Annotated in this window: 24 protein-coding genes; 1 reads left to right on the plus strand and 23 read right to left on the minus strand. The window is 29.5% G+C overall.

The window, feature by feature from the left end:
- Positions 1–157: 157 nt before the first annotated feature.
- The gene (locus tag V6137_RS15710; RefSeq protein WP_425448906.1) at positions 158–1,936 is read left to right on the plus strand and encodes a M3 family oligoendopeptidase; all 1,779 of its coding nucleotides are present in this window, start codon (positions 158–160) and stop codon (positions 1,934–1,936) included.
- 24 nt (positions 1,937–1,960) lie between these two features.
- On the opposite strand, the gene V6137_RS15715 is transcribed toward V6137_RS15710, so the two are convergent.
- From V6137_RS15715 to V6137_RS15825, 23 genes are all read right to left on the minus strand, one after another.
- Complete coding sequence (locus V6137_RS15715; protein ID WP_425448907.1) at positions 1,961–2,482, minus strand: GrpB family protein; 522 nt, start codon at positions 2,480–2,482, stop codon at positions 1,961–1,963.
- Positions 2,463–3,029, minus strand: coding sequence for a GNAT family N-acetyltransferase (locus V6137_RS15720; RefSeq protein WP_425448908.1), 567 nt, complete (start codon positions 3,027–3,029; stop codon positions 2,463–2,465). The genes V6137_RS15715 and V6137_RS15720 overlap by 20 nt, the downstream gene beginning before the upstream one ends.
- Before the next feature lie 26 nt (positions 3,030–3,055).
- Entirely contained in the window at positions 3,056–3,811 is a 756-nt protein-coding gene (locus V6137_RS15725; protein WP_425448909.1) for a DUF2087 domain-containing protein, read from the minus strand.
- Between the two features lie 56 nt (positions 3,812–3,867).
- Entirely contained in the window at positions 3,868–4,665 is a 798-nt protein-coding gene (locus V6137_RS15730; RefSeq protein ID WP_425448910.1) for a divergent polysaccharide deacetylase family protein, read from the minus strand.
- Between the two features lie 340 nt (positions 4,666–5,005).
- Positions 5,006–5,902 carry a transposase gene (locus V6137_RS15735; RefSeq protein ID WP_425448911.1) on the minus strand — a complete coding sequence of 299 codons (897 nt, stop codon included), beginning with the start codon at positions 5,900–5,902 and terminating at the stop codon, positions 5,006–5,008.
- A 158-nt stretch (positions 5,903–6,060) separates the two neighbouring features.
- Positions 6,061–7,632 carry a zinc metalloprotease HtpX gene (locus V6137_RS15740; protein ID WP_425448912.1) on the minus strand — a complete coding sequence of 524 codons (1,572 nt, stop codon included), beginning with the start codon at positions 7,630–7,632 and terminating at the stop codon, positions 6,061–6,063.
- 141 nt (positions 7,633–7,773) lie between these two features.
- The gene (locus tag V6137_RS15745; RefSeq protein ID WP_425448913.1) at positions 7,774–8,565 is read right to left on the minus strand and encodes a GNAT family N-acetyltransferase; all 792 of its coding nucleotides are present in this window, start codon (positions 8,563–8,565) and stop codon (positions 7,774–7,776) included.
- A gap of 30 nt (positions 8,566–8,595) precedes the next feature.
- Complete coding sequence (locus V6137_RS15750) at positions 8,596–9,111, minus strand: GNAT family N-acetyltransferase (RefSeq protein ID WP_425448914.1); 516 nt, start codon at positions 9,109–9,111, stop codon at positions 8,596–8,598.
- Between the two features lie 18 nt (positions 9,112–9,129).
- Positions 9,130–9,585, minus strand: a complete 456-nt coding sequence (locus tag V6137_RS15755; protein WP_425448915.1) for a hypothetical protein — start codon at positions 9,583–9,585, stop codon at positions 9,130–9,132.
- Between the two features lie 22 nt (positions 9,586–9,607).
- Positions 9,608–10,024, minus strand: a complete 417-nt coding sequence (locus tag V6137_RS15760) for a GNAT family N-acetyltransferase (RefSeq protein WP_425448916.1) — start codon at positions 10,022–10,024, stop codon at positions 9,608–9,610.
- 1 nt (position 10,025) lies between these two features.
- The gene (locus tag V6137_RS15765) at positions 10,026–10,949 is read right to left on the minus strand and encodes a GNAT family N-acetyltransferase (protein WP_425448917.1); all 924 of its coding nucleotides are present in this window, start codon (positions 10,947–10,949) and stop codon (positions 10,026–10,028) included.
- A 54-nt stretch (positions 10,950–11,003) separates the two neighbouring features.
- Positions 11,004–11,240, minus strand: coding sequence for a hypothetical protein (locus V6137_RS15770; protein ID WP_425448918.1), 237 nt, complete (start codon positions 11,238–11,240; stop codon positions 11,004–11,006).
- A 43-nt stretch (positions 11,241–11,283) separates the two neighbouring features.
- Entirely contained in the window at positions 11,284–11,757 is a 474-nt protein-coding gene (locus V6137_RS15775; RefSeq protein ID WP_425448919.1) for a GNAT family N-acetyltransferase, read from the minus strand.
- A 48-nt stretch (positions 11,758–11,805) separates the two neighbouring features.
- Entirely contained in the window at positions 11,806–12,348 is a 543-nt protein-coding gene (locus V6137_RS15780) for a GNAT family N-acetyltransferase (protein WP_425448920.1), read from the minus strand.
- 44 nt (positions 12,349–12,392) lie between these two features.
- On the minus strand, positions 12,393–13,274 hold the full coding sequence (locus V6137_RS15785) for a GNAT family N-acetyltransferase (RefSeq protein WP_425448921.1): 882 nt from the start codon (positions 13,272–13,274) through the stop codon (positions 12,393–12,395).
- Between the two features lie 80 nt (positions 13,275–13,354).
- Positions 13,355–14,464: a radical SAM protein gene (locus tag V6137_RS15790; protein WP_425448922.1), complete on the minus strand. Its 1,110-nt coding sequence runs from the start codon at positions 14,462–14,464 to the stop codon at positions 13,355–13,357.
- A 144-nt stretch (positions 14,465–14,608) separates the two neighbouring features.
- Complete coding sequence (locus V6137_RS15795; RefSeq protein ID WP_425448923.1) at positions 14,609–15,091, minus strand: GNAT family N-acetyltransferase; 483 nt, start codon at positions 15,089–15,091, stop codon at positions 14,609–14,611.
- 41 nt (positions 15,092–15,132) lie between these two features.
- Positions 15,133–15,570 (minus strand): GNAT family N-acetyltransferase, encoded by a 438-nt coding sequence (locus V6137_RS15800; protein WP_425448924.1) that lies wholly within the window; start codon positions 15,568–15,570, stop codon positions 15,133–15,135.
- 25 nt (positions 15,571–15,595) lie between these two features.
- Complete coding sequence (locus tag V6137_RS15805; RefSeq protein WP_425448925.1) at positions 15,596–16,459, minus strand: amidohydrolase family protein; 864 nt, start codon at positions 16,457–16,459, stop codon at positions 15,596–15,598.
- A 26-nt stretch (positions 16,460–16,485) separates the two neighbouring features.
- Positions 16,486–17,262 carry a GNAT family N-acetyltransferase gene (locus tag V6137_RS15810; protein ID WP_425448926.1) on the minus strand — a complete coding sequence of 259 codons (777 nt, stop codon included), beginning with the start codon at positions 17,260–17,262 and terminating at the stop codon, positions 16,486–16,488.
- 183 nt (positions 17,263–17,445) lie between these two features.
- Positions 17,446–20,532: a GNAT family N-acetyltransferase gene (locus tag V6137_RS15815; RefSeq protein WP_425448927.1), complete on the minus strand. Its 3,087-nt coding sequence runs from the start codon at positions 20,530–20,532 to the stop codon at positions 17,446–17,448.
- Positions 20,533–22,023: 1,491 nt separating this feature from the next.
- Complete coding sequence (locus V6137_RS15820) at positions 22,024–22,287, minus strand: CD3324 family protein (protein WP_425448928.1); 264 nt, start codon at positions 22,285–22,287, stop codon at positions 22,024–22,026.
- A 492-nt stretch (positions 22,288–22,779) separates the two neighbouring features.
- A complete protein-coding gene (locus V6137_RS15825; protein WP_425448929.1) occupies positions 22,780–24,027 on the minus strand; it encodes a dicarboxylate/amino acid:cation symporter in 1,248 nt (415 codons plus the stop codon).
- Positions 24,028–24,050: the final 23 nt, after the last annotated feature.

The raw sequence follows: 24,050 nt of genomic DNA on the forward strand, positions 1-24,050 counted from the left end.
ATAAAAAAATTCTTTGTCAAAATTTTTTATATATTGTCATATTTTCTGTATTTAAATTTAATATATTAAATTTATTCTAAATTTATTTCGAGTTTCTAAATTTATTATTGAAATATTCAGTAAATAAATGTATCATATACTAAAAGGAGGTTTTAATATGAATATGAGATGGAGTCTAGATGAACTATATAGTTCTTTTGATTCTAAGGAATTCAGTGATGATTTAAAAACGTGTTATAACTTAGTAGACACTCTAAAAAAATGGAGCAATGAAAACTTAAGCTCTGAGGACAATGCTAAAGAAAAATTAGAACTATACTTACAAAAAGAAATTGAACTTAATAATCTTTTTTCTAAATTGGCTTCTTTTGCAAGCCTAACTTCGGCAGTTGATGCAAAAAATGAAGAGGCATTAAAGATTTTAGACAAGCTACAAAGTAAATCAACAGAACTTACCAAGCCTGAAGTCAACTTTAAAATGTGGTTAGGCAGATTAGATAATCTTGATGATATTATATCATCATCTAGATTTTTATCTAAACATAAATTTTACATAAAAGAAATAGCCAATAAGGCTAAATATATGTTAAGTGAAAATGAAGAAGTTCTAATATCTAAAATGTCAAATACAGGATCTAAAGCTTGGTCAAAACTTCAAAATGTTATATCTTCTACCCTATTAGTAGATATTAATATTGATGGTGAAGAAAAAGAGTTACCATTACCTGTAGTTAGAAATATGGCTTATGATAAAGATTCTAAAGTTAGAAAAACAGCCTATGATGCTGAACTTAAATCCTATAAAAAAATAGAAGAATCTTCAGCTGCAGCTTTAAATGGAATTAAAGGCGAGGTTATAACTTTATGTGAAAAGAGGGGTTATAAGTCTCCCCTTGAAGAAACATTGATAAAATCAAGAATGGATGAAGAGACTCTAACTGCAATGCTTACTGCTATAAAAGAGAGTCTTCCCCACTTCCATAAATATTATAAAAGAAAGGCAAAATTATTAGGACATAAAAATGGCCTTCCTTTCTATGATTTATTTGCACCTATGGGAGATGTGGAAATGAAGTTTACCTATGAAGAAGCAAGAAATTATATAGTTAAAAACTTCAGTACTTTTAGTGATAAATTAGCTAATTTTGCAGATAATGCTTTTGAATGTAGATGGATAGATGCAGAACCTAGAAATGGAAAAAGAGGGGGAGCCTTCTGTTCAAACCTTAATCCAATAGGTGAAAGTAGAATCCTTGCAAACTTTAATGGTAGCTTTAGTAATATGACCACCCTTGCCCACGAACTTGGACATGGATATCATGGGGCTTGTTTAAAGGATGAAACCATACTAAACAGTAGTTATACTATGCCTGTGGCTGAAACGGCATCTATATTCTGTGAAACTATAGTTACAAATGCAGCCCTAAAAGAGGCTAGTAAAGAAGAGTCCTTTGGAATATTAGAGTCTTCTATCCAATCCTATGGTCAAGTTATAGTTGATATTTATAGTCGATTCTTATTTGAAAGTAAGTTGTTTGAAAGAAGAGAGGACCATGCTTTATCCGTTAAAGAACTCAAAGAAATTATGGTTGAGGCTCAAAAAGAGGCCTATGGTGATGGGTTAGATCATAATTATCTCCACCCATATATGTGGGCTAATAAACCCCATTATTATTATGCTGGCTTAAATTTCTACAATTTTCCATATGCCTTTGGAGAGTTATTTGCTAAGGGATTATATGCTGAATACCTAAAGCGTGGTGACGATTTTGTTAAAGAATATGATACTTTGTTAGCCGCAACAGGTAAGAATAATATAGTAGATGTAACCAAAATGATGGCCATTGATGTTCATTCCGTTGACTTTTGGAGAAGTTCCTTAAATCTGATCAAAGAAAAAATTGATGAATTTATTAGTTTAAGTAATGATATGTAAAAGGATATCCCTAAGGATATCCTTTTACATATCATTTTTCCATCTATATGCCTTTTTATCTATTTCTTTTATAAAACTGTCCTTGCCGTTACAATAACCTTCACTATCATATTTAAATTCCCTAGCTAATTTACTTTTCAATTCACCATATTCTTTAGCTAGCTTTGGATGAGCCTTCATATAGTCCCTAAAATTAAGATGTTTATTAATTTCTTCATTTCCTTTTTCAAATATATGTATATGATGGGTACGATTATATTTCCCTTTCCGATAAAATCTTCTATTTTTTATCCCATGCTCACCCATAGCTTCATATCCTATATTATTAAACCCACTATCATAATTATCTATTTCCTCTATGTTCTTTACCTCAACCATAATATCTATGACAGGTTTAGCCATCATATTAGGTATAGCGGTGCTACCTATATGATAAATGTTTATTATTTTATCCCCTAATATCTTCTCTATTTTTTCTGCCTCTTCGTTATATTTTTCTTTCCAAGTATTATCATAGGGAACAACTTCAATTATTCTTCTTGTCATTTTTATCTGTCTCTCCTTCTAATTTATCAGACATAATATATACAGATGTCATTCTATTTCCAGTTTTATAACCCTTTACCTTTCTAATTATATCAAGACCTATTCTCTGCCAAAATTTTAATGCCTTATGATTTTCATACAATACACCTAGTCTTATGGTCTTACTTCCATTATCAAATACCCAATGTCTATACTTTTTATATATTTTTTCTCCCAATCCATTATTCCTATATTTAGGTGCTATCATTAATAACCCCAAAAACCACGTGCCTTTATTTGGAAAATCAATCAAGTTATCTATTACTGCAATTAGATTTGAACCATCGTATATTCCTATAACAATTTTGTCTTCATGTGTCTTATTATTTGGTAAATCATTAAAAAGCTCCTTTGCTGCCGTTGTCGAAGTAGGCTTTCCCTCTGCTAATTGGTGATAATCTGAACACTTTTCGCATAATAATTGTAAATTATCTAAATCCTCTTCTATGTTAAGTTTTTTTACACTATAACCTTCTAATTGAAACAAGTCCCCCTGAATTTTCCCCATAGTTTACTCCCTTCTATATTTTTTCTCTAAGAATTTATCCAATAGTACTTACAGTCTTTAGTTCTTTTCATGAATCCATATTGGATAAGGTATCTTCTAATAGTAACATAATCTTCATAAATCCTCTTTAGTATAATATTTATTTCTTTCTCTGTATATTTTTTATTATTATTAAAATTTTCTACTATATTCTTTAATATTATTATTTTTTTCTTTTCTTTACTAGGCAATATATCTAGTTTCCCATCTTTATTAAAATAGTTTTTTAATACTTTTCTTCTTTCTTCTTCGGTAATAGCATATCTATCATCTACCATTGTGGCGCCTTTATGTATATCTACAAAATCCTCTCTATTTACTTTATCCTCTTTTAATAATTCCATTATAGCTAAAAAGACTTTAGCCTGCTTTTCCTTTTCATTAAGTTTAAACCTATGATTTCTTATTGTAGAAGTACTTCCACTTCCCTGTTTTTTAACTATCTCTTTATCACTTAGATCCATATAAAAATATTTTAACATCTGTCTTTGAACATCTGTAAGTCCTGTATATCTTTTATCCATATTTATGAGATAGTCAAATACAGAATTATGTTCTTTTATTATATGACTCTTCATGGTCCTCTCTGCATCATATAATTTATCACCTTGGGGATATATTATACCTTCTTCATATTTTTTGCCACATATTAAACATATATATTCTGCTTTATCATCATCATAAATATATCCTTTTTTTATACTGTCAATATCCGAATTCCAAAATAAATCCCTGTTATTCATAAACAAACATTCCCCTCATTAGTTTGTATTTATATAAACATTATACTATACAGTTTCTATTTTGTAAACATTTCTAGTTGAGATGGATATATAAATTTTATTCCTTGTTCTTGCAATGTAGGGTACACATTTTTTATAGCTTTTACGGTTACAGTTCCACCCTCTGGTCCCACATGACCTATTCCTATAGCATATCCCTTCTTTATAGCTATATTACCTAACTTTAACAACTGCTTTTCAATACTTTTTATATCCTTGTTATTATCAAGGAATATGTCCCTTTCAAAGGATATAGCACCTAACTTATCAGCTATATTATGCACTATAGATTTAGGTGTGGTTTTACTATCTACAAAATAAAGATTTTTTTCCTTAGCTATCTCAAGAATTGCTTTCATTATTCTTTTATCTTGAGTCACTTTAGATCCCATATGATTGTTCATCCCTTTGGCATATTTTAAAATATCCAGACCTTCATTAATCCTACTTTTTACTTCATCTAATGATAAATCACAAGTAATCCCCTTGGGTCCTAACCACTCTTTTTTCCCATGAACAGGTTCCATGGGTACATGCATTATTACTTCAAATCCAGCTTTATGGGCCTTCTTAGCTTCTTCTTGACTATAGGACATAAAGGGCATTACCGCTACAGTTATAGGTATATCAAGGGATAACATCTCCTTTGTACCATCACCATTGTTCCCAAAATCATCTATAACCAACACTATATACCCCTTTGGTTTAGCATCTGTCTTTATGACTTTCCCAAATATTAAGGATAATATTATAAGTAATATAAAAACTATAGTAACAATTCTTAACAATTTGTTTTTTCCAATAATAATCCACATAATATACACGCCCCCTTCTTTTTTATATAAACTATTATTTCTATTTAAGAATTATGATAATTGCTATAAAGTAAATATTTTATTATTTTATTACCGGTTAATTATATTTTAAATATTCGTTTAAAACATTAATTACAGTAATTATAACTTATAGTATTATAGTACCGGTTAAATATAAAAAACATAAAGTTTCATTATTTAAGTGAACTATTCTTCCTTAACAATAATAAAACAAACAAAAAAAGCCTTATTTTAAAAAATAGACTTTTCAGATTTAATATTATTTATTTTTAGATACAACAAAAAAACCCCTTTTATGTAATATTTAATTTTTTTGCTTTTATGCCTCTTGTAAAAATTTATTTAATATCCCTTTATCTTTAAAAACCATTTCCATTCCCATATTTGATAATTTAGAAACCCTAGTCTGAACTATATTGCCAATGTAATAACATATTTTTTTCTGACTGATATCACAATAACAGCTCAGTAAAAAACAACTTATAGCCCTAAAAGGAGTAAACTCCCTCTTATATTTAACTCTAACCTTTTCTTTATCTACTTTTAAATAATTTGAAACAAACTCTATAACCTTTTCTGGTTCATATTCCCTAGGTATTATTCTACGATAACTTTTATATTCAGTTCCTTCGTTTATAAATTCCATATCCAAGTTTTTATCTTCACTATCAGTTTTCTTAACTAGTGTGATATATTTAGATAAATTTTCTTCTCTCCCTAATCCAATAATATCTGTAAGGAAAAATGGATCTAATATACCAAATGTATTAGTTTTGTTTATATATTCCTTTAAACTTGAAAACTCATATTTATCTAGTTTATTCTCATAACCATATATATCCTTTGCATTATTATGTATATATGCTGATAAAACTATAAGATATTCTTCAGTATCTACTATTTTACTTTTAAATCTGTCCATAAAGAGATGACCCCTACGTTCATATTTTTTATTATAATATATTGCATAAGAAAAATTTATACTATGCATTATTCTAGATATATCAGCTCCATTACAGTCTATCATTAGGTGACCATGGGTATCCAAAAGACAATAGGCATATATCTTAAACTGATACTTATCTTTATACTTTTTTAATAATGAAAGGTACTTCATTCTATCTTCATCATCTACAAAAAGATCTACTTCTTTAATACTTTTAATCATAACATGGTAAATACTTTCAGGACTTTTTTGTCTTGGAATTCTAGGCATAACATTCATTCCTTTCCTATTGTTTTATTCAAAATTATTACCTACTTTTTCTCTTTTATACCTAGAATTTCTATTATTTATTACTAATATTGTTAACCGGTACATATACCACATATACCATATACACACAAAAAAAGAGAGTCAAAATACTCTATTCACTACATCACAATATCAAAAAAACTACACCCCACCCCATATAATACTAACAAATACCCTAATAACTGTGTAAGTATATAATTATATGAAATTATTTTTTTACCATCTTTAATCATATATCTACTTACAAAATAAGGCCTCACTCCCCTTTTATACCATCCTACTATTTTTATATCTTTATCTTTCATTTCATCTACCTTAAATACCCCAAAAATAAACTCCAAAAATCTAAAGGGTTGCTTATAGTCAACTATCATTATACCTGTTCCATCATCTATCATAATATCTTCACTATAAAATAATCCTGGAATCCCCCTGCCTATCACTTTTCCTTCTAGTACTGCTGGTATTCCTTTGATAGGGGACGCATCTTCCCTAGCCAATAAGTCATATACATTACTTTTCTTAAAACCATGACCAAATGAATAATAATATTTTGCTAAAATACTCCCTCCCACTATGGCTACAGATATGGGATAGTAAAATATTAAATCTTTTATTGAACTAAATATTTCAACTTCTTTTAATTTGTCTCCAGTAAACATAAACATCATTGTAAATGCAGTTATCATAGGTAATATATTCATAAAACAATCTAATAAAAATATAACAATATCTTTGAAATTTGTTTTATGATTTTCTATTTTTTCCTTATTTAAGGCTAATATCCTTTTAGAAGTTAAAGGATGGGTTGAATTTAACTCATACCATTTTCCCCATACACTTTTCAAATCCCATCTCATTAAACTTTTTTCTATATTTTCTTTATCAAATGCTTTATAATTAGTTAACATAAAGGCTTCATTTTGTATATTATTTGTAAAAGCTAGTGATGATGCTCTAGGTTTTTCAGTAGATTCTTCATCACAATCAGCCAATCCATAAGCTATTTTTATTAATGCACTTTTTAAATGGGAACCATCCTTTACTATATTTTTAGCAAAGTTATCAGCATAATATTCCCTTACCCTAGAAAACATAAGTACTAAGTATTGACTTAATATATATACTATATATGCTCCTATCCCTATCCAATAACTAGGGGTAGACTTTTCTTTACTCCTCGTTCCTATATATATCTGGTAAAGTATTAATGGAATTGTTGATACAAGGGTCATAACTATAAAATCGTAATGTTTTATATGTCCTATTTCATGGGCTATAACAGATTTTAATTCTTCATCATCTAACCTTTCTACAAGACCGGTAGTAAGGGCTAATTTTGCACTAGATGGTGTATATCCATAGGTAAATGCATTAGGATTCCCATCATCTATGATTCCCAATTTAGGAACTTTTATATTTACTTTATCACATGTATTTTTTATAAAATTTAATATATCCTCAGACAAGAAAGTCTCTTCTTTAGACATATCTATATTATATATCCACTCTACCACAATAGGAGAAATCAAGAACTGAAGTAATATAATTATAAAAGACACAACTATTCCAACTGTAAGGGACAAACCCATTTTCCAAATTATTGTTGTTACCACAGCAAAGATTATTCCCGTCATAAATATCATAGATAATATACATTTTCTCATAGCATGTTTATAGTAACTTTCCATAAAAAACCTCCCTATTTATTTTATTATATGTATATTTTAATTTATAAATCCATTTTTTTCAATACATATTTAGCATATTTATACTTTCTATAAAAATTAAGTACTTGTGATATCACAAGTACTTAATTTAATAATATATACCTATTCCTTTTTCATCAAATAATATTTTCCGTATTCCTTAAATCCCATTTTTCTTAATATTGGCTCTGAAGTACCCTTTCTAGCCTGTACCGTTGCTAGTCTACATCCCTTATCTTTGGCCATATTCAATCTATAGGCAACCATACTACTATATATTCCCTGTTTTCTATACTTAGGTAAAACAGCAGAACCAGTTAAATAAATAACCTCTCCATCTTGGCTATAACGGTAACTTCCATTCCCTACTCCACTAGCATTATCCAGTGCAACTATAAAGTTACCCCTTCTACTAGGAAGATTAAAATATTGTACTCTTTGCTTTAATGCGACTTTAGCTGACTCTTCATCTAGTCCCCATATCTCCTCGCTAACTTTAACATGTTCCCTCAAGTCCTTTTCATTTCTAGCTTCAGTTATTAAATATGGTAATTCTATCTCAAGTTTTTCCCATTTATTTAAGTCTAATGCCAGTCCAATATATTCATCTATAACTTCCATTCCCCTTTTAATGAGATGCTCTTTTAAATCAAAAGGCTTTGAATTTGGACTTATCCACCATGAAAAGGGTTTATCGCCCAAAAAATTAAATACATAATTTATATTATTCTCTACTTTATTTTTAAATACCGACTTTACAACTTTGTTAGAATATATACTATTTGAGCCTTTTACTTTTCTCATAATTAAATTTTCTTCTTTTATTTGAGTCACTCCATCAACTACTAACTCTTTTTCATAATCCCATTGATGGGATTCTATAGCATTTATTATTTCTTCTTTGCTTTTATACATAATAACAACTCCCACTATAAATAAAAAATACTACAATTCTTTTCTCATCCATATTATATCTGTGTTTTTTCCGTCTATTTCACTTTCATATGTTTGAAACCGTTCAAATCCCACTTTTTTATATGTTTTAATAGCCCTTTTATTGAATTCAGCTACTCCCAGTCTAATATATTTACCTTCATAACGGTGCTTTTTCTTTGCAAATTCAGTACAGGCACATACAAAATCTGATCCTAATCCCTTTCCTGTAAGGTCAGGTTTTAGTCCAAATCCAATCCATATTTCCAGGCTTTCATCTTTTTTTGATTCTAAATCTTTATTTTCTACAAATTCATCCTTTTCATCGAAAAATTCAATAGTAAGTTCTCCAATTAACTCTTCTTTTTCATTTAGTACTGCAAATAATCCTATTCCCCAACTATCACTATCTAAAATATGTTCCTTTTCATTTTCATAGTTGTATATAGAATATTCTCCTTCATACTTCCAATTAATAATCATATCCATAGCATATTTTTTACTCATAGGTTTAAATTTAAATTCCATTTTTATTTCTCCTTGTAATTATACTCTATTATTTTTAACTTCTTCCTTTACCTGTACCTCCAATTTTCCATAGGAAATCTCTTTATTTTCCCCTTTCAATTGCAAAAAACTTCTAGATATCTCCTCTGTGGTACGTTCTAATGTCTCCATAAACTTTCCATAGGCAAAGTTATATCCAGGATTACTTTCATCCTGGCCAAAAACAGTTATTATTAGTTCTTCTATCATTTGATCCATATCCCATAATCTTAAATGCATTAGTTCATGTATTACTACCCCTTCAATATTAAGTCTCTTAGGATTATGTCCATTGAGCATAAGTATAGCATTTCTATTATCCCTATCTATCTTTATATCTCCAGTCTTTCTCCACTGAGTATCAACTATATGTAACTTTATATCCCAATCTTGAAATCTAAGTATCTCCTGCCATTTCCTTAAATATTTTTCAGCCTCTTTTACATCTACTTTCATTTTAAACTCCCCCTAAGTTATTTTAATCAAAATTAACAAATGCTACTAATCCACCATTATCACAGGACTTAAATCCAATAGATTCATAAAATCCTCTAGTTTCCTCTGTATCATCTGTTAATAACACTTTCTGTCTTACATCACTATAATTTTTTAAGACCTTTTCTATAAGTCCTCCACCTATACCCTTTCTTTTATAACTTTTTAAGACCAATATGTCTTGTATATATATTATTGATACTCCATCTCCTACTACTCTAATTAATCCAACTAATTTATCTTTATCCCATGCAGTGATAACCTTTAATGAGTTAGTTATTGCCTTCATTAGTTCGTCCATATTATCAGTATAAAGACTCCACTTTGCATCTTCATATAAATTTTTTATATCTTCTTTACTAAATGTAAGGCCTTCTTTATATTGTATATTTCCCTTCATTTTATCCCGCTCTTAAGTACATATCATTTATTGTTTTATTCTTAATAAAACCCATATGCTCGTAAACATCTACTGCAGAGTTATTATGAATGACAGATAATCTAGTTGCAGTATATTTAGTACTGGAATAACTAATCGAATGTCTTAAAAGATATGAGCCTATGCCTTTACCTTGATGGTCAGGTCTTACTACTAAACTCATTATTAATGGTAATCCTTCAAACTCCATATGCAAACAAACTCCAACGATTTCATTGGTGTACTTATGTACTACTACCCTGGAACTATTATAAAGCATTTCATTTTCTTTATTATCCTTTAAAACGAATTCCACATGCTCTACATACCTATTTTTACTATCAACAGTTTTATAACATGGATTAGCTTTATAAGCAGCTATTATTATATCTGCAATTTCATCTTTATCTTCGTCAACCACAGGTTTAGATTCATAATTATCAGGAACAATTGCTTCTAACTGTTCAGTGGGTCTAATCATCCAAAATTCCTTTTCTTCGATTTCATACCCCCTACTTTTGTAAAAAGGTACATATGTTTCTAATACTTCTCCAATTACTATAGACTCATTGTTCTTTGATATAGTCCTAAGATACTTCAATAACTTATCTAAAATATATTCATAGTCTTTAAAAGGAGGCACAAGGAATAAATCAGCCATAAAATTTGGCTTTATAAAAACTCCACCTATAACCTTCTCATCTTTCATAATAAAATATCCTTCATCTAAATACTTTGCCTTTTCTGACAATGTATTCGGTGAACTTCTAAAATAATGGTTACTATATTTTTGCCCATGATAGACAATATGATATCTAGAAAATATCTCCGGCTTTTGGTAAACCAAATTTATATTGTCTCCTATATTAATGTTTTTCCTTAACTTGTCCATTTCTTTTATTGTCATATTAAGTCCCCCATTTCTTTTTATAAGATTTGGGTATACCCAAATCTTATAAAATTATCTTTTGGCTAATTTTTCATTTCCTCTTTTAAAGTTTCCTGTTACCTTGGCCATAATTAATTGTCGTTGTTTTTCATCTGCATTGGCCACTTTTTTAAGAAATTTTTCTGCTTTCTTCCCCTTTAATATAGACACTTGTTTTCCATACCAATATATAAAAACTTTTCCACTCTTTGCGGCTCTATATTCAAATATATTGTCTTCTAATCTATTTCTTTTATCTTCTTTCCCCATTTTTCCCCCTCTTTCTACTCTCTGTTTATGATAATCTATTAATTTATTTAAACTTTTTTTCTGCTATTTCTTTTTTAGAAAACTTAAAGTCTTTCTGTCTATAATAAAATTCCTTATCTTGTTCATTTTCGGCAGTGAATAAATAATACCCCGTTACTCCATTTTCTTTAAAATACTCTTCTGCTTTAGAAAACAATTTCTTTCCAATACCCATTCCCCGGTTATTTTTTAACGTATATATCCAATCTATATAACCGGTTTTCTCAAAATCCACTGTACTTATTATTATAGATATATCACATCTTCCCACTGTATTATCCTTTTCCATAGCTATAATTATTTTATTATTTTCCATTTTATCAAGGTTGGCTTTCTTTAATTTATATCTATAATTATCTTCATCATAATCATCTAACCATATTTCCGGCTCTGTTAATCGTGCTTGTCTCTCAAACTCTATTAATTTATCTATATCATTTGACGTTAGGTACTTAAGCTTTATGTTGCTGCCATTCATGTGTTCCCTCCTAATGTTTTAATAATATCTTTTGACTATGAGAGCTACTTACATGTTTAATTTTTCTATCTTAATATCCAATGCATCCCTTAATTCGTTAATATCCCAAACAAATATATCCACTAAAGCTATTTTTCCTCCTGGTTTTTGTGTAATCTGTTTTAAAACCTCTCCCCCTATATTTTGGTAGAATCCATTGGATTCAGCTTCATGCCAGTTATATACTATAACCTTTTCAAAGTCCTTAGTAATATAAAAGTCAACAACAGTTTTTAACAACTTTAGACTCGTCCCTTTATTTCTATATTCTTTTTTCATAAATAAATAATTGATTTCTATTCCATTTTCTATATCTTCTTTTTCTGCAATACTAGCACCTATAAACCCAACTAATTTTTCTCCAATAAAGGCACCATAAATAACCCTTATATCATTACATTCTTCTTTTATCCATTTTGTGATAAAATCTAATTCTTCTATAGGTTCATAGCATCCTTTTGGAATTATACCTGCAAAATCTTCACTCCAACAATAGCTTTTTATATCAATGGCTTGTTTAAGCTCATTATCTTTTAATTTTCGAATAATCATTTTTATCCCCCTTAATTATCCACATAATAATCCTCTTCATTTTCTCAATCAGATAAATTATAGTTATAACAAACCATCACTTGTTTTTTCTCAAATCCCTCTTTATAATATAGATTTACAGCTTTATCATTTTCTTCACTCACAGTGAGCATTGCCAAAGGAATACCTTTATCTCTACCATGATTTATTGCTGCCCTTAAAAGATTTTTCCCAAATCCTCTATTTTGATAACTGGGTTTTACACATAAAAATGAAATAAGTGTATAAATTTTACCTTCTTCATACTCCTTTGATGCCCTTACCGCTCCTATGGGATTATCATTATGATAGAGTAACATCATACCCCCATCTATACTATCTTCTTTATCTTGTATATCTTTAAACATCTCGGGAGTTTTAGGAATCCCACCAAAACCCTCATTTATAACTTCGCTCAATTTTTCCTCATCAAGTCCACTTCTAAATTCTCTTAATTTAAATCCTTCTGGAAAGGATGGTTTTGATATATCGATATCGTCTCTAATAAGATAAAAGGCATACCTTTCTATATGAAAATTCAAACTTTGAAGTATATCTGCTATATTATGCTTTTCTTCTTTTATAAAAAGAAATATATCATTTATTTCATCTACGTGATTTAATATTTCTTTTAACATTAACTGATAATTTTCTATTTTAGGTTTAATGCTGTGAAATATTCTAAATCTCCCCTTTTTCCCTCTTTTATAATATGAATTGATCATGAGAGAAACTGCCCCTACGATTTCATTATTATTCAATAGGATGTATGTGGGATTTTCATCATTTAATTTAAATTCCTTTAAGTCCTCATCGCATAAAAAACTATCATCCAGTTCACTCCTGTATCTTTTACAGTAATCAATAAAATCTATAACTTTGTCATTTGTTAATTTTTCAATTTTCATCATATTCTCCCCCTTTATCATAAAACCATGTACCATCCCATACTTTTCCTATAGTATATGAAGGTCTACATATACACCCTTTATTTCAAAAGTATATCGGGGATATTGCACTGATTAAACCACCAATACAAACAATCTGATTCTCGAGAATAAACATAATTTGTCTGTAAAGGTTGTACTTTTTCCAATATACTTTGTATCGCCGGTAATTTGTCCACATCATAATAGGCAGAGTAACTATAGTTGGCTTTTTGAGCTATAATTCTTTGATAAAGTTCTTCTTCAGATTCTTTAAGAAGATTACCGAGTAATTTTGTTCTTGCCCCTGCATTTCCATAGTATATATCCAGATCTTGACTGATGTTGAAAAATACCCAATTTGGATATTCCTTCTCTGCTCTTTTATAATCAATACCATCTTTAAATCTTTGGGCAATAGTCTTTTCACAGTTTGATTCTACCTTTTCAAAAAACTTTTCTTCATCAATTCCCATTTCACATAAACGGCCCTTCAGTTTCATACAGTCATCATACTCTGCACGAATCTTTTGGTAAATATTTAGACGTTCAATGGGAAGGTAGGAAGGTATTGTGAAATGTACCTTTGAAGAATGATGTTCTTTTAAAAAAGATACCACTGTATCCCAATCTTCAATTAGATACTTGCTAACCATAAGATTATAAACAATTTTAAACCCCTGAGAGTGAAAATATTGGGCAGTATCCACTATCGACTGATAACCTAAGGGATTTCTAACTATTTCATTATGATGTTTTTCATTACCATGTAATGTTAACATGACCTCATTCGCTCCTATTTTAGGCAGAACATCAATGATCTCCTCTTTATCCTTTCGTCTCATAAATACTACTCCTGTTGTTGGTGTATCAAAGGGTTGATCAGGATAATACTTAGGCATCATTTCATGGGTGTAAGAAAGAATTTTCCTTGCCTCTGGATGATTTAATGGCTCATTTCCCGGTGTTACAGAAATATCTCCCTCCAAGGGATCTAATATGGGTTTTAGTTTTTTAAGACACTTAATATAATCTGAAAATGACATATTTCTCGATGGACCACCATCAACACTACAGTGCATACAGTTAGTTCCACAGCCCGCCATTGTAATTTCGAAAGTATATTGCATCGCTGAACTCATCTCCTTTATAACCATCTCTCGTTTCCTCATTTAAAGTTCCTGTTACTTTATAATTAACTGTTGATTTCTTTCAGCTACTTTCATTGTTTCTCAAAGAAATTTTTCTGTTTTTTAATATATTATATTTATATATTAACCGTCCCTTAGCTTGTCCACATCCATAAGTCCCGTATATTACTTAAGCTTTTTAAGATAAATTCTATATGGGTCATCCTTCAATGGATTACCAGCATCATCTACATTATGGTAATCAATAGTTGTTGTCTTTATGTGTGTATCAAATCCCCAAGCATTATACATATTTATTAGTTTTTCATCATTATCATCAACACCTATAGTTATCTCATTAAAGCCTTTCTCTTCAATTCTTTTAATCACTTTCTTCATTAATTTACTACCTAACCCTCTACCTTGATAGTCTTTCTCTATTCTAAAGGCACATAAATAGGCCCTATTTACCCCATTGGCTTCATCCTTGTCTTCTGAATCCCAAAATATATAAAGTTCCCCTATTAACTTTTTACTTTCTTCATCTTCCACTGTCCAAAACTCAATATTTTCCTCTTCTACACCTTTAATAAAATAATTTTTAGTAGGTAAATTATTATCACTCCATAATGACCTTATATCATCTGCTGTTGCTATACGTATATTCATTTCATTTTCCTCCTTTAAATAAAAAGCCTCCATATACTATACTAAAACTTAAGTACCGATACTACTTCACCTTCAAGAACTTGTCCATTCTTTTTAAAACCTAAACTTTCATACAATCCTTGGGCTATATGATTTTCAGGTTCTGTACTAATATATACCTCTTTATATTTATAATTTTCTTTTATAAGTTTCAATAATTTTATCATAGCTGCTCTTCCATAACCTTTATTTTGATATTTTTTATCTATCATTAGTCTACATATGCTTATATCATCATCTTCAGTATCAATTTCATACATTGCAAATCCCACCATTTTTTCTCCATCATATATACACAGTGGCTTACATCCTGGTAAAACCTTAGATTGGGCTATGGAATATAAGTTAGATGCTACAAATCCCTTTTGTTTCTCTGATACTTCCAACTCTATACACTCATCAAAATTATCACTATTAACCTCTTTTAATATAATATTCATTTATAATCTCCCCTTTAATCAATTTTTATAATAATTTATTTATTTTAGGAAACACTTTTAAAGCATTTCTATAAAATACATACTCATAAAACTCCTTAGGTACAAGTTCCTTTACAAAATCTATATAGGGCTCTATTTGAACCAATGGCCAATCGGAGCCAAATAATATTTTAAAGTAATTATCAGCATATATAAGACCCCTCTGAATATGTTCTAAATAAAGTCTTTGATTTTTAAATCTATCTACTTTCTCTTTATCCCCTACGATTAATCCCGAGAGATCAGCATATACATTGGGGTTTTTGGCTATAACCTCCGCTGTATCCATTATCCAAGGATCACCAAAATGGGCTATAGTGAAATTTATATCCCTATGGGATACCGCCAGTTCATCCACTGTTAATGGATGGGAATACTTCAATAATCCTCTCTGGGAATAGGTATCTCCACTATGTATAGTCACTGGCATATTGTATTTTTTTGCAAGATCATAAACATTTTCATAGACTTCATCATATATATAATAGGGATAATATCCTGCATAAATTTTTATTCCAACAACATTATCCTTTTCTAACTCCCTTTCTATTCTAATCAGTTCCTTATTTTTGTTTTCACTAAGTTTAATTGGGTTAATTCCCACACTATAGACTAAAAACTTTGGTATACTTTCTTCTAAATCAAGTCCCATAGGATTTTGTGAGTTATTATCAGGAAAACCTCCCATACTTTCCTCTGTAAGACCCATTCCTATTCCCATAATAATATTATTATCATCAAATTCCTTTTTAAGTCCTTTAGATGAATAGTCTATATATGATATATCTTTAGCTGTATCTTTAAAACTCTGTATATCTGAAAAATGTAAATGGGCATCTATTATTTTCATTATCTTTTCTCCTTTAGTTCTCTATCTTAATTTTCTTCATATTTATATATTTTGTATCTAGAGTATTCTTTAAATCCAATTTGTCTATAAATTCTTTCTCCCGTTTCTGTAGCTTGAAGGACACTTGTAGTGTATCCCATATTTTTTGCATCTAATATGGGCTTTATGGTCATAGCTTTACCTATACCTTGGTTTCTGTAATCCGGTAATACCCCTATCATATAAAGTCCCGCTACTTCATTAGATAAAACCATCATAGAATATCCAACTATCTTTTCATTAATATATCCTATATAAAATTTCACCTTCTCATTATAGGATAGTCTATCCAGACCATCTACATCACAGTCTCCTATTACTTTTGACCAATCTTCTAATTTCTCTCTACTGCTAACTGTTTCAATAATTAAATCATTAGGTTTATCAAAATCTTTTTTTATATCTTTATAATTAGCTCCCATGCAAGACCAACTTGTTACCGCATTAAATCCTTCTTTTTGTAAATGTTTCTCTAGATTTTCTGTTTTAGAATTAGGGGCTACTACCCAATAGTTTGGTGCTTTGTTAGACTTAATTTTACCTTTCATATCTCCTATTCGACTACTTATATTATTCTTCTCAAAATTAGTATTAAATATATAGTTTGGCCAAGAAGAATTGTTTTTTACTATCCAGTTTATATCTTCCTCTTTAACTAAAATGTTAAGACCAGAGTCTGTGAATAGTTTATAGGTATTAAAAAGATTCCTCTTATTAAGCTCTATCATATTATTTCCTTTAGAATTTTTTATGTCAATACACATAATAGTCCCCCTTTAGTTATAATGATTAGTTTAATTGGGGGATTACGAATCCCCCAACAACGGAACCTGGGATTACGGATACCCCAGTACTGGAACCTTAAATTAACAATCTATTTATGACATCAAATACATGACTAAATGGATTGGACATGTCAATTCCTCACACATGCCCAATCCTATAAACTAAAATTTAATATTTTTTAAATCCTTTAATAATTTTTCTTCTATATATTCTTCAGTAAAAATCATAAATGTTGGAGGTATAAACATACTGTCTCCATGTTCAATGTCTGCATTATTTATCACTAGGTTTCCCAATGCCTCTGGGTTAGAAAATCCACATAATGTATCCTCTCCTGTATATATAAGCTGTAATTTATCATTAAGGTCTTCTGATCCATAGATCATAGAATTACTAGATAAAACATCTTGTTTTCTTCCACCTTTATACTTAATAAAATCTCCTTTTCTATCTTTAACTCTAAACCAGCTTTCCTTTAACTCTTCACCTATTTTAAAATAATTTTCACATATAAACTCTACAGAATCAAAATAGACCCCTGTATCTTGTTCTAACTCTACTGTATGACACAATATAGGTAGTTCCGGTAAAACCATAAAGAATTGATTTATTTTAAGTCCTTTATATTTTTTATGTTTTTGTATGTCTAATGTTATCTTTATGCCTTCCCATCTGTTATTATGATTATCTATTTTCTCAACAAATTGACAACTGCTTTTTTCTTCTAGCATAGATGTATTAGTGAATTTCTCATCGGGCATACAAGTTATTCCACCGGTCCATGGATTCCACCATGATTTAGGTCTAGGGGTTGGAAATGAACTATCTAACCATTCCTTATCATTATAAGTTAATGAGAAAACTGAACTTGCAAACTCTGGAGCTGACTTTAGTTTTATTAATCCATTATCTAGTATATATACATCCATTCCTTGCTCTTTAGTCATTTTTTTCTTTATCTTTCTACTACCTATATTAAATATTGATTTTTTACTTTTTACTTCCATTGAGTCTAAGTTTGCCTTTAAATCTATGGTATCTAATCCTATAGTAGACGTGTTTAGATTAAATTCTATTTCTCTAATGGAATCTTTCTTGTTAATTTCTCTGCTCTTAGTATCAAAGAAATTATTACTTGAAGAAACCTCTATTTGTCCGTCAAAGTCTACCTCTCTATAATCCTTAATCCTCACATCAAAATTCCCATTAATAAATGGATTTCCATTATTAACCTCAAAGTCTATCTTATCCACTGAGATTAGTTTTCTTGAAGAATGATTTTTTATAACAAAATCTCTAAATGCTCTCCAACTGTTAAATGTATTCCAAGCTATATACATTTTCTTAGTTTTTATAATTTCCTTTTCCTTTAACTTTCCAAAATTATTATCTGCTGAAATGTACCAACCGTTGAAATTAACCTCATATTCCTTAGGCCAGGCAATTCCCCTTGTGATATTTTCCCCTTCTGAGAATGTCCAGTTTTCTGTAACAGCATTACTGTTCCAATAATCCAACATACTTGAGTTAGTACCACTAATTTCAACTATTTTATCCTTATATGGTATAAAGGAGTGGGATAAGTTATGATATATACCCTGACTCAAATATATATCCCCTTTTGTAACTTCATTCTCTAAGTTATGTATCTCATAATAATATTCAACTACCCCATTTAAATATAATTTTGCTATTAAAACAAGTTGTATGCCTTTAAAGTCTCTAGATCTGTATGTAGCTTCTAATACTACCCCTTCACCCTCTTCATAGAAATTAACATTTATAGGTCTTATTTTTGAAAATTCCAGTGAATAGGGTTTTCCTATTTTAGGATATAAACCTATAGTCTCAAAAATATTTTTAGAAAAATCTGTTAATATAAGATCATTTTCAAACTTATCAAGGGATAATGTATATTTACCATTAGATACTATCCATTTTTCTTCGGTTTCTCCCATTAATTTTCCTATATTTCCTTTAAATATTGCTGATATTTTCTTATTGAATGTGATTTTTGAATCTTTAAGCTTTATATCAATAGCAATATTGGACTCATAAAAACAATGATTAGTTAAAATATATTCTAATCTAATTGACTTTCTTTCTTTTCCCTTCAATTTAATTTCATAATCTTTATTCATAAAAGATATGTTTTCTGTATCTTGTAAAGAAAAGTTGAAAACAGCATCTTCATCAAAACTATTTTCTATATCCAAGTAACATTTAGACTTTATATCCCTATAAGCTGGTTTATTTGGCACAACCAATTTAACTTTGACAGGAAATTTGGGCTCAATCCCTAATCCAAATATAGCCGTTTCCCCATTTACATGTATTTCTGACTTTACACAAGGATGGGTTCTCCACGTATTCTGTTCTTCTTCAATTTCCCCTACATAAAATTCAGCTTCTATAGTCCTCTCCGATGAAACATTTAGTTTTATATTAAAGTCAGATTTGATATTTTTATCATCTAAGCCCTTTATTGAAATATTTAAGTCCTTACCACTCTTATTTAAAATATGATATTTCACTTTATATGTTTTCCCAAAAACCAGTTGGGAACTGGGTATATTCATATTAATCAAATAATCCTCTGTCTCTATAAACTTTAAGTTTCTACCTTTTCTTTCAAATTCTAATTTTAATATTCTATCATTTTTCTCCCAAATATATCTATAATCACAATAATCATGCTCTTCAGTTCCATCGGGCTTTACTTCAATTTCCCTTTTACTATCTTTATACCAATCAAAGTAATTATCAAAATAACCTTTAACTATTTCATTTTTTAAAACTGCTGGTATAAAGTTCATAAGGTGGGTAGCATCATCTCTTTTCTCCCAGAAAAATCCACACTTTTTATACAACGGCACTGCTTTGGTATTTCCAGGCCATGTATATAAATCAAGTCTAGGCCATGGAGACTTAACAGCATCTTTAATAACTTCCAGCACTAACTTTTTACCAACTTTTTTCCCATGATAGTCTGGTCTAACATTTAGTAATGGTATATATGAAGCCCCTTCATCCTGTTGATACTCTGAAAAACTACAAAATCCCGCTACTTCTTCTCCATCTAATGCAACATAAGCTTTTAGGTTTCCGCTACCTTCATTTTCTTGTATTATGGTTTCTTCTGTTTGAACGGCATCCATCCCTCCCCAATTATCGCCACTCATATTCCACATTTTAGCTAGTTCTTTAGCATGTGATTTATCGTATTCTACTATTTTTATATTTTCCATTGTTCTTCCCTCCAAAGTTATAACAATATATAATTTCTATTATTTAAATACTGTAAAAATTGCGAAAATTATTCTTTTTAATGGCGGGGTTTAGGTTTTAAAACCTAAACCCCTATATATTAAGATTTTATGGGTGTGCTAAGTTTTATTTATATATTTCACTATCAGAAACTCCTTAACACCTAAACCTTTAGATAGATCAAACTCTTTAATATTTTTCATTTTAATCCTCCTTAAAATTATAAGTTTATCTTTTATATTCTAGTTTTAAATATGTCTCCAATCCTTTGTCTTTTTTTCTATTTTTATACTTCATCTTAAGTAAAATATCTTTTCCTGTATTAAACATGATATCACTCCTATATATCTGTCAATTACCTTCTATACTCTAGCTTCAAATATGTTTCCAGTCCTTTATCTCTCTTATTACTTTTCATTCTTAATCTATTTATTACATCTTTATACTTACCATTCATATCTATTACCTCCTATACTCTAACTTTAAATATGTTTCCAGTCCTTTATCTCCTTTATTACTTTTCATTCTTAATCTATTTATTACGTCTTTATACTTACCATTCATATCTATTACCTCCTATACTCTAACTTTAAATATGTTTCCAGTCCTTTATCTCTTTTATTACTTTTCATTCTTAATCTATTTATTACGTCTTTATACTTACCATTCATAATCTATTACCTCCTATACCCTAGATTTAAATACTCTTCTAGTCCTACGTCTCTTTTCTTATCCTTTAAATTCATTTTACTTTTTAGATCTTTTACTGTATTTAGCATTATATCCCTCCTGGTGAATCCACTACTTCCTATACTCTAGCTTTAAATATGTTTCTAAGCCAATATCTTTTTTTCTAACTTTCATCCTTAGTCTGTTTACTGCATCTTTATACTTATTATTCATGATTATCACCTCCTTTAATAGTATATTTATTAGACATAAAAAAGTCACAGGGAAAACCTGTGACTTTTTTATTAATCATAGTTATTTTATAGTTATATAAAATTCCACATAAAAAGCCATAGGATTATCCCATGACTTTTAAATATTACATTACTATATATAAATATATAAAGTCCTAGGTTTCAGACCTAGAACTTGGTTTACAAATCTATTACTATTAATCTAGCAAACTTTCTTCTAGGTCGCATCTTTTTCTGTTTTCAATTTTGTTTAATGAATATAATCTTCTTAATTTAATCATTCTCGCGACCTCCTCAAAATTATTTTTATTTGATTACTAATAAATTATAGCACTATTTCTTTTTAATGGCAAGACTTTTTTTAAATTTTTTTAATATTTCTAAATAAATAGGGTGAAAAGTTTAGTCATCACCCTATTTATTTCTTTTATTAAATAATTAAAAACCTCTCATTTGTCATTGCTATCATCTCCCTTTCCCATCAGTTTAACCGGTTAATTATATTATGCCATAGTATGTATGAGATTAACAGGTATAAAACAATTATAATTATTCTTTACTATAAACAATTTTTTTAATAGTTTCATCACTTAAATGAAAGATCTTAGATAATTCTTCAATGTCAATGCCTTCTTTAAACATATTATAAATTTTATTATTTCTTTTATTTAGTAACTCTCTAGCACCACTTACTTGACCCCATCCCGCCTTTTTTCCTGATTTAGGTATGTATAAAAGGGTTCCGCTAATATATTTTTGTACCTCTTCTATAAGGTGGTCTGGGAGTATTTCTGTTGCTTTTTTGTAGCTCAAATAACACTACCCCCTGTAAAATATTATTAGTCTTTAAATCATTTGATATAACCTTCATCATGATCCCACCTTTCTTTTTATTTGTAATATATTATATATTAATATTTTTAAATTTTCAAATTATTTTAATGGAACAAAGGCAACTTTTTCCCTTCTTTGTTCTGTGCAGGGTGCAAGGTGCAGAGAGCAGGGAATTGGTGAATCCATAAATATATGTAGGGCTTCAATGTATTGAAGCCTTTAGGTCTTCTTGAAGACCTATTATGTCAAAGATTTTATTTTTCAATAAGCTGTGGGATTACGAATCCCCCAGCAACGATAAGAGTTATTAATCCCCCATCAATAACCAGAGTTACTAATCCCCATCAATAACTAGAGTTACTAATCCTAACCAACAACTAATTAAAAATTGAGGATTATAAATATCCCTAGATAACAAGAAAAAACAAAAAAAGTGGACAAGGCATGCCTTGTCCTTACATTAATTCTTAATTAAGAATTAAAAACTTCCTCATCAAACTCTCCCTCTGTTTTACAAACTATAGTTGTACACACAGAGTCTCCCGTTATATTTATCGCTGTTCTTGCCATGTCTAAAATTCTATCGATTCCTATTATTAATGCTATCCCTTCAACAGGTATATTAACCGCCTGAAGTACCATGGATAACATGATAAGACCAACCCCTGGTACCCCTGCTGTTCCTATTGATGCCAATGTAGCTGTCATTATAACTGTTAATATTGCCTGAATTGATAAATCCACACCATATATTTGGGATATAAACACTGTAGCAACACCTTGCATTATAGCAGTTCCGTCCATATTAATTGTGGCCCCTAGAGGTATCGTGAAGGATGCAATACTCTTTGATGCTCCAATATCCTTTTCAATGGTCTCTAAAGTCACTGGTATTGTTGCACTGGAACTGGCTGTTGAAAAGGCAACTCCCATTGCTGGCATAAGTTTCTTTATAAATCTTATTGGATTTAATTTAGTAAATACTACTAGTAGTCCAGAATAGGTTAAAGTTCCGTGGATTAATAATGCTAATATTACTGTAATCATATATTTCAAAAGATAACCCATAGCCTCAAAACCTAGGGATGCAAATGTTTTAGCTATTAATGCAAAAACACCATAGGGCGCTATTAACATAACAAAGTCCACTATTTTCATTACCAATTCATTTAATTGTTCAAATATACCTATAAGCCCCTTTACCTTATCACCTAAATAGGCAAGTCCAACTCCTACTAACATGGCAAATACTATAATTTGTAACATAGCTCCCTCTGTAAAGGATTTAATTGGATTTGTAGGCACCATTTCATAGAAAACCTGAACCAATGGCTTTGATTCTCCAATGGTTGGCTCTATTTTATCAATTTGAGACATATCCAAACCTACCCCTGGATTTATTAAAAATCCAAGACCTATGGCTAAAGATATGGCTATAGTAGTTGTTAAGATATAAAACAATATAGTCTTAGATCCAACTCTACCTAACTTTCTAATATCAGAAATAGATGCTGCTCCATTTACAATAGAAACAAATACTAATGGTACAACCATCATTTTAATAGCTCTTAAAAATATTTGTCCCATTAATTCAAATATACCACCAACTAAAATTGTATCTTTAAAATATGATGCTCCAATATTATTTAATATAATACCCAATATAGCTCCACTGATTAGACCAATAAATATTTTACTGGTTAATCCTAACTTTTTCATATAGCCACTCCTTTCATATCACA

This window comes from Dethiothermospora halolimnae (assembly GCF_037577855.1).
Lineage (GTDB): Bacteria > Bacillota > Clostridia > Tissierellales > VENL01 > Dethiothermospora > Dethiothermospora halolimnae.

What these genes read in the sequence shown, in the direction of transcription:
- V6137_RS15710 (WP_425448906.1), top strand. Translation starts at nt 158, where the DNA reads ATGAATATGAGATGGAGTCTAGATGAACTATATAGTTCTTTTGATTCT.
- V6137_RS15715 (WP_425448907.1), bottom strand. Translation starts at nt 2,482, where the DNA reads ATGACAAGAAGAATAATTGAAGTTGTTCCCTATGATAATACTTGGAAA.
- V6137_RS15720 (WP_425448908.1), bottom strand. Translation starts at nt 3,029, where the DNA reads ATGGGGAAAATTCAGGGGGACTTGTTTCAATTAGAAGGTTATAGTGTA.
- V6137_RS15725 (WP_425448909.1), bottom strand. Translation starts at nt 3,811, where the DNA reads ATGAATAACAGGGATTTATTTTGGAATTCGGATATTGACAGTATAAAA.
- V6137_RS15730 (WP_425448910.1), bottom strand. Translation starts at nt 4,665, where the DNA reads ATGTGGATTATTATTGGAAAAAACAAATTGTTAAGAATTGTTACTATA.
- V6137_RS15735 (WP_425448911.1), bottom strand. Translation starts at nt 5,902, where the DNA reads ATGCCTAGAATTCCAAGACAAAAAAGTCCTGAAAGTATTTACCATGTT.
- V6137_RS15740 (WP_425448912.1), bottom strand. Translation starts at nt 7,632, where the DNA reads ATGGAAAGTTACTATAAACATGCTATGAGAAAATGTATATTATCTATG.
- V6137_RS15745 (WP_425448913.1), bottom strand. Translation starts at nt 8,565, where the DNA reads ATGTATAAAAGCAAAGAAGAAATAATAAATGCTATAGAATCCCATCAA.
- V6137_RS15750 (WP_425448914.1), bottom strand. Translation starts at nt 9,111, where the DNA reads ATGGAATTTAAATTTAAACCTATGAGTAAAAAATATGCTATGGATATG.
- V6137_RS15755 (WP_425448915.1), bottom strand. Translation starts at nt 9,585, where the DNA reads ATGAAAGTAGATGTAAAAGAGGCTGAAAAATATTTAAGGAAATGGCAG.
- V6137_RS15760 (WP_425448916.1), bottom strand. Translation starts at nt 10,024, where the DNA reads ATGAAGGGAAATATACAATATAAAGAAGGCCTTACATTTAGTAAAGAA.
- V6137_RS15765 (WP_425448917.1), bottom strand. Translation starts at nt 10,949, where the DNA reads ATGACAATAAAAGAAATGGACAAGTTAAGGAAAAACATTAATATAGGA.
- V6137_RS15770 (WP_425448918.1), bottom strand. Translation starts at nt 11,240, where the DNA reads ATGGGGAAAGAAGATAAAAGAAATAGATTAGAAGACAATATATTTGAA.
- V6137_RS15775 (WP_425448919.1), bottom strand. Translation starts at nt 11,757, where the DNA reads ATGAATGGCAGCAACATAAAGCTTAAGTACCTAACGTCAAATGATATA.
- V6137_RS15780 (WP_425448920.1), bottom strand. Translation starts at nt 12,348, where the DNA reads ATGATTATTCGAAAATTAAAAGATAATGAGCTTAAACAAGCCATTGAT.
- V6137_RS15785 (WP_425448921.1), bottom strand. Translation starts at nt 13,274, where the DNA reads ATGAAAATTGAAAAATTAACAAATGACAAAGTTATAGATTTTATTGAT.
- V6137_RS15790 (WP_425448922.1), bottom strand. Translation starts at nt 14,464, where the DNA reads ATGAGGAAACGAGAGATGGTTATAAAGGAGATGAGTTCAGCGATGCAA.
- V6137_RS15795 (WP_425448923.1), bottom strand. Translation starts at nt 15,091, where the DNA reads ATGAATATACGTATAGCAACAGCAGATGATATAAGGTCATTATGGAGT.
- V6137_RS15800 (WP_425448924.1), bottom strand. Translation starts at nt 15,570, where the DNA reads ATGAATATTATATTAAAAGAGGTTAATAGTGATAATTTTGATGAGTGT.
- V6137_RS15805 (WP_425448925.1), bottom strand. Translation starts at nt 16,459, where the DNA reads ATGAAAATAATAGATGCCCATTTACATTTTTCAGATATACAGAGTTTT.
- V6137_RS15810 (WP_425448926.1), bottom strand. Translation starts at nt 17,262, where the DNA reads ATGTGTATTGACATAAAAAATTCTAAAGGAAATAATATGATAGAGCTT.
- V6137_RS15815 (WP_425448927.1), bottom strand. Translation starts at nt 20,532, where the DNA reads ATGGAAAATATAAAAATAGTAGAATACGATAAATCACATGCTAAAGAA.
- V6137_RS15825 (WP_425448929.1), bottom strand. Translation starts at nt 24,027, where the DNA reads ATGAAAAAGTTAGGATTAACCAGTAAAATATTTATTGGTCTAATCAGT.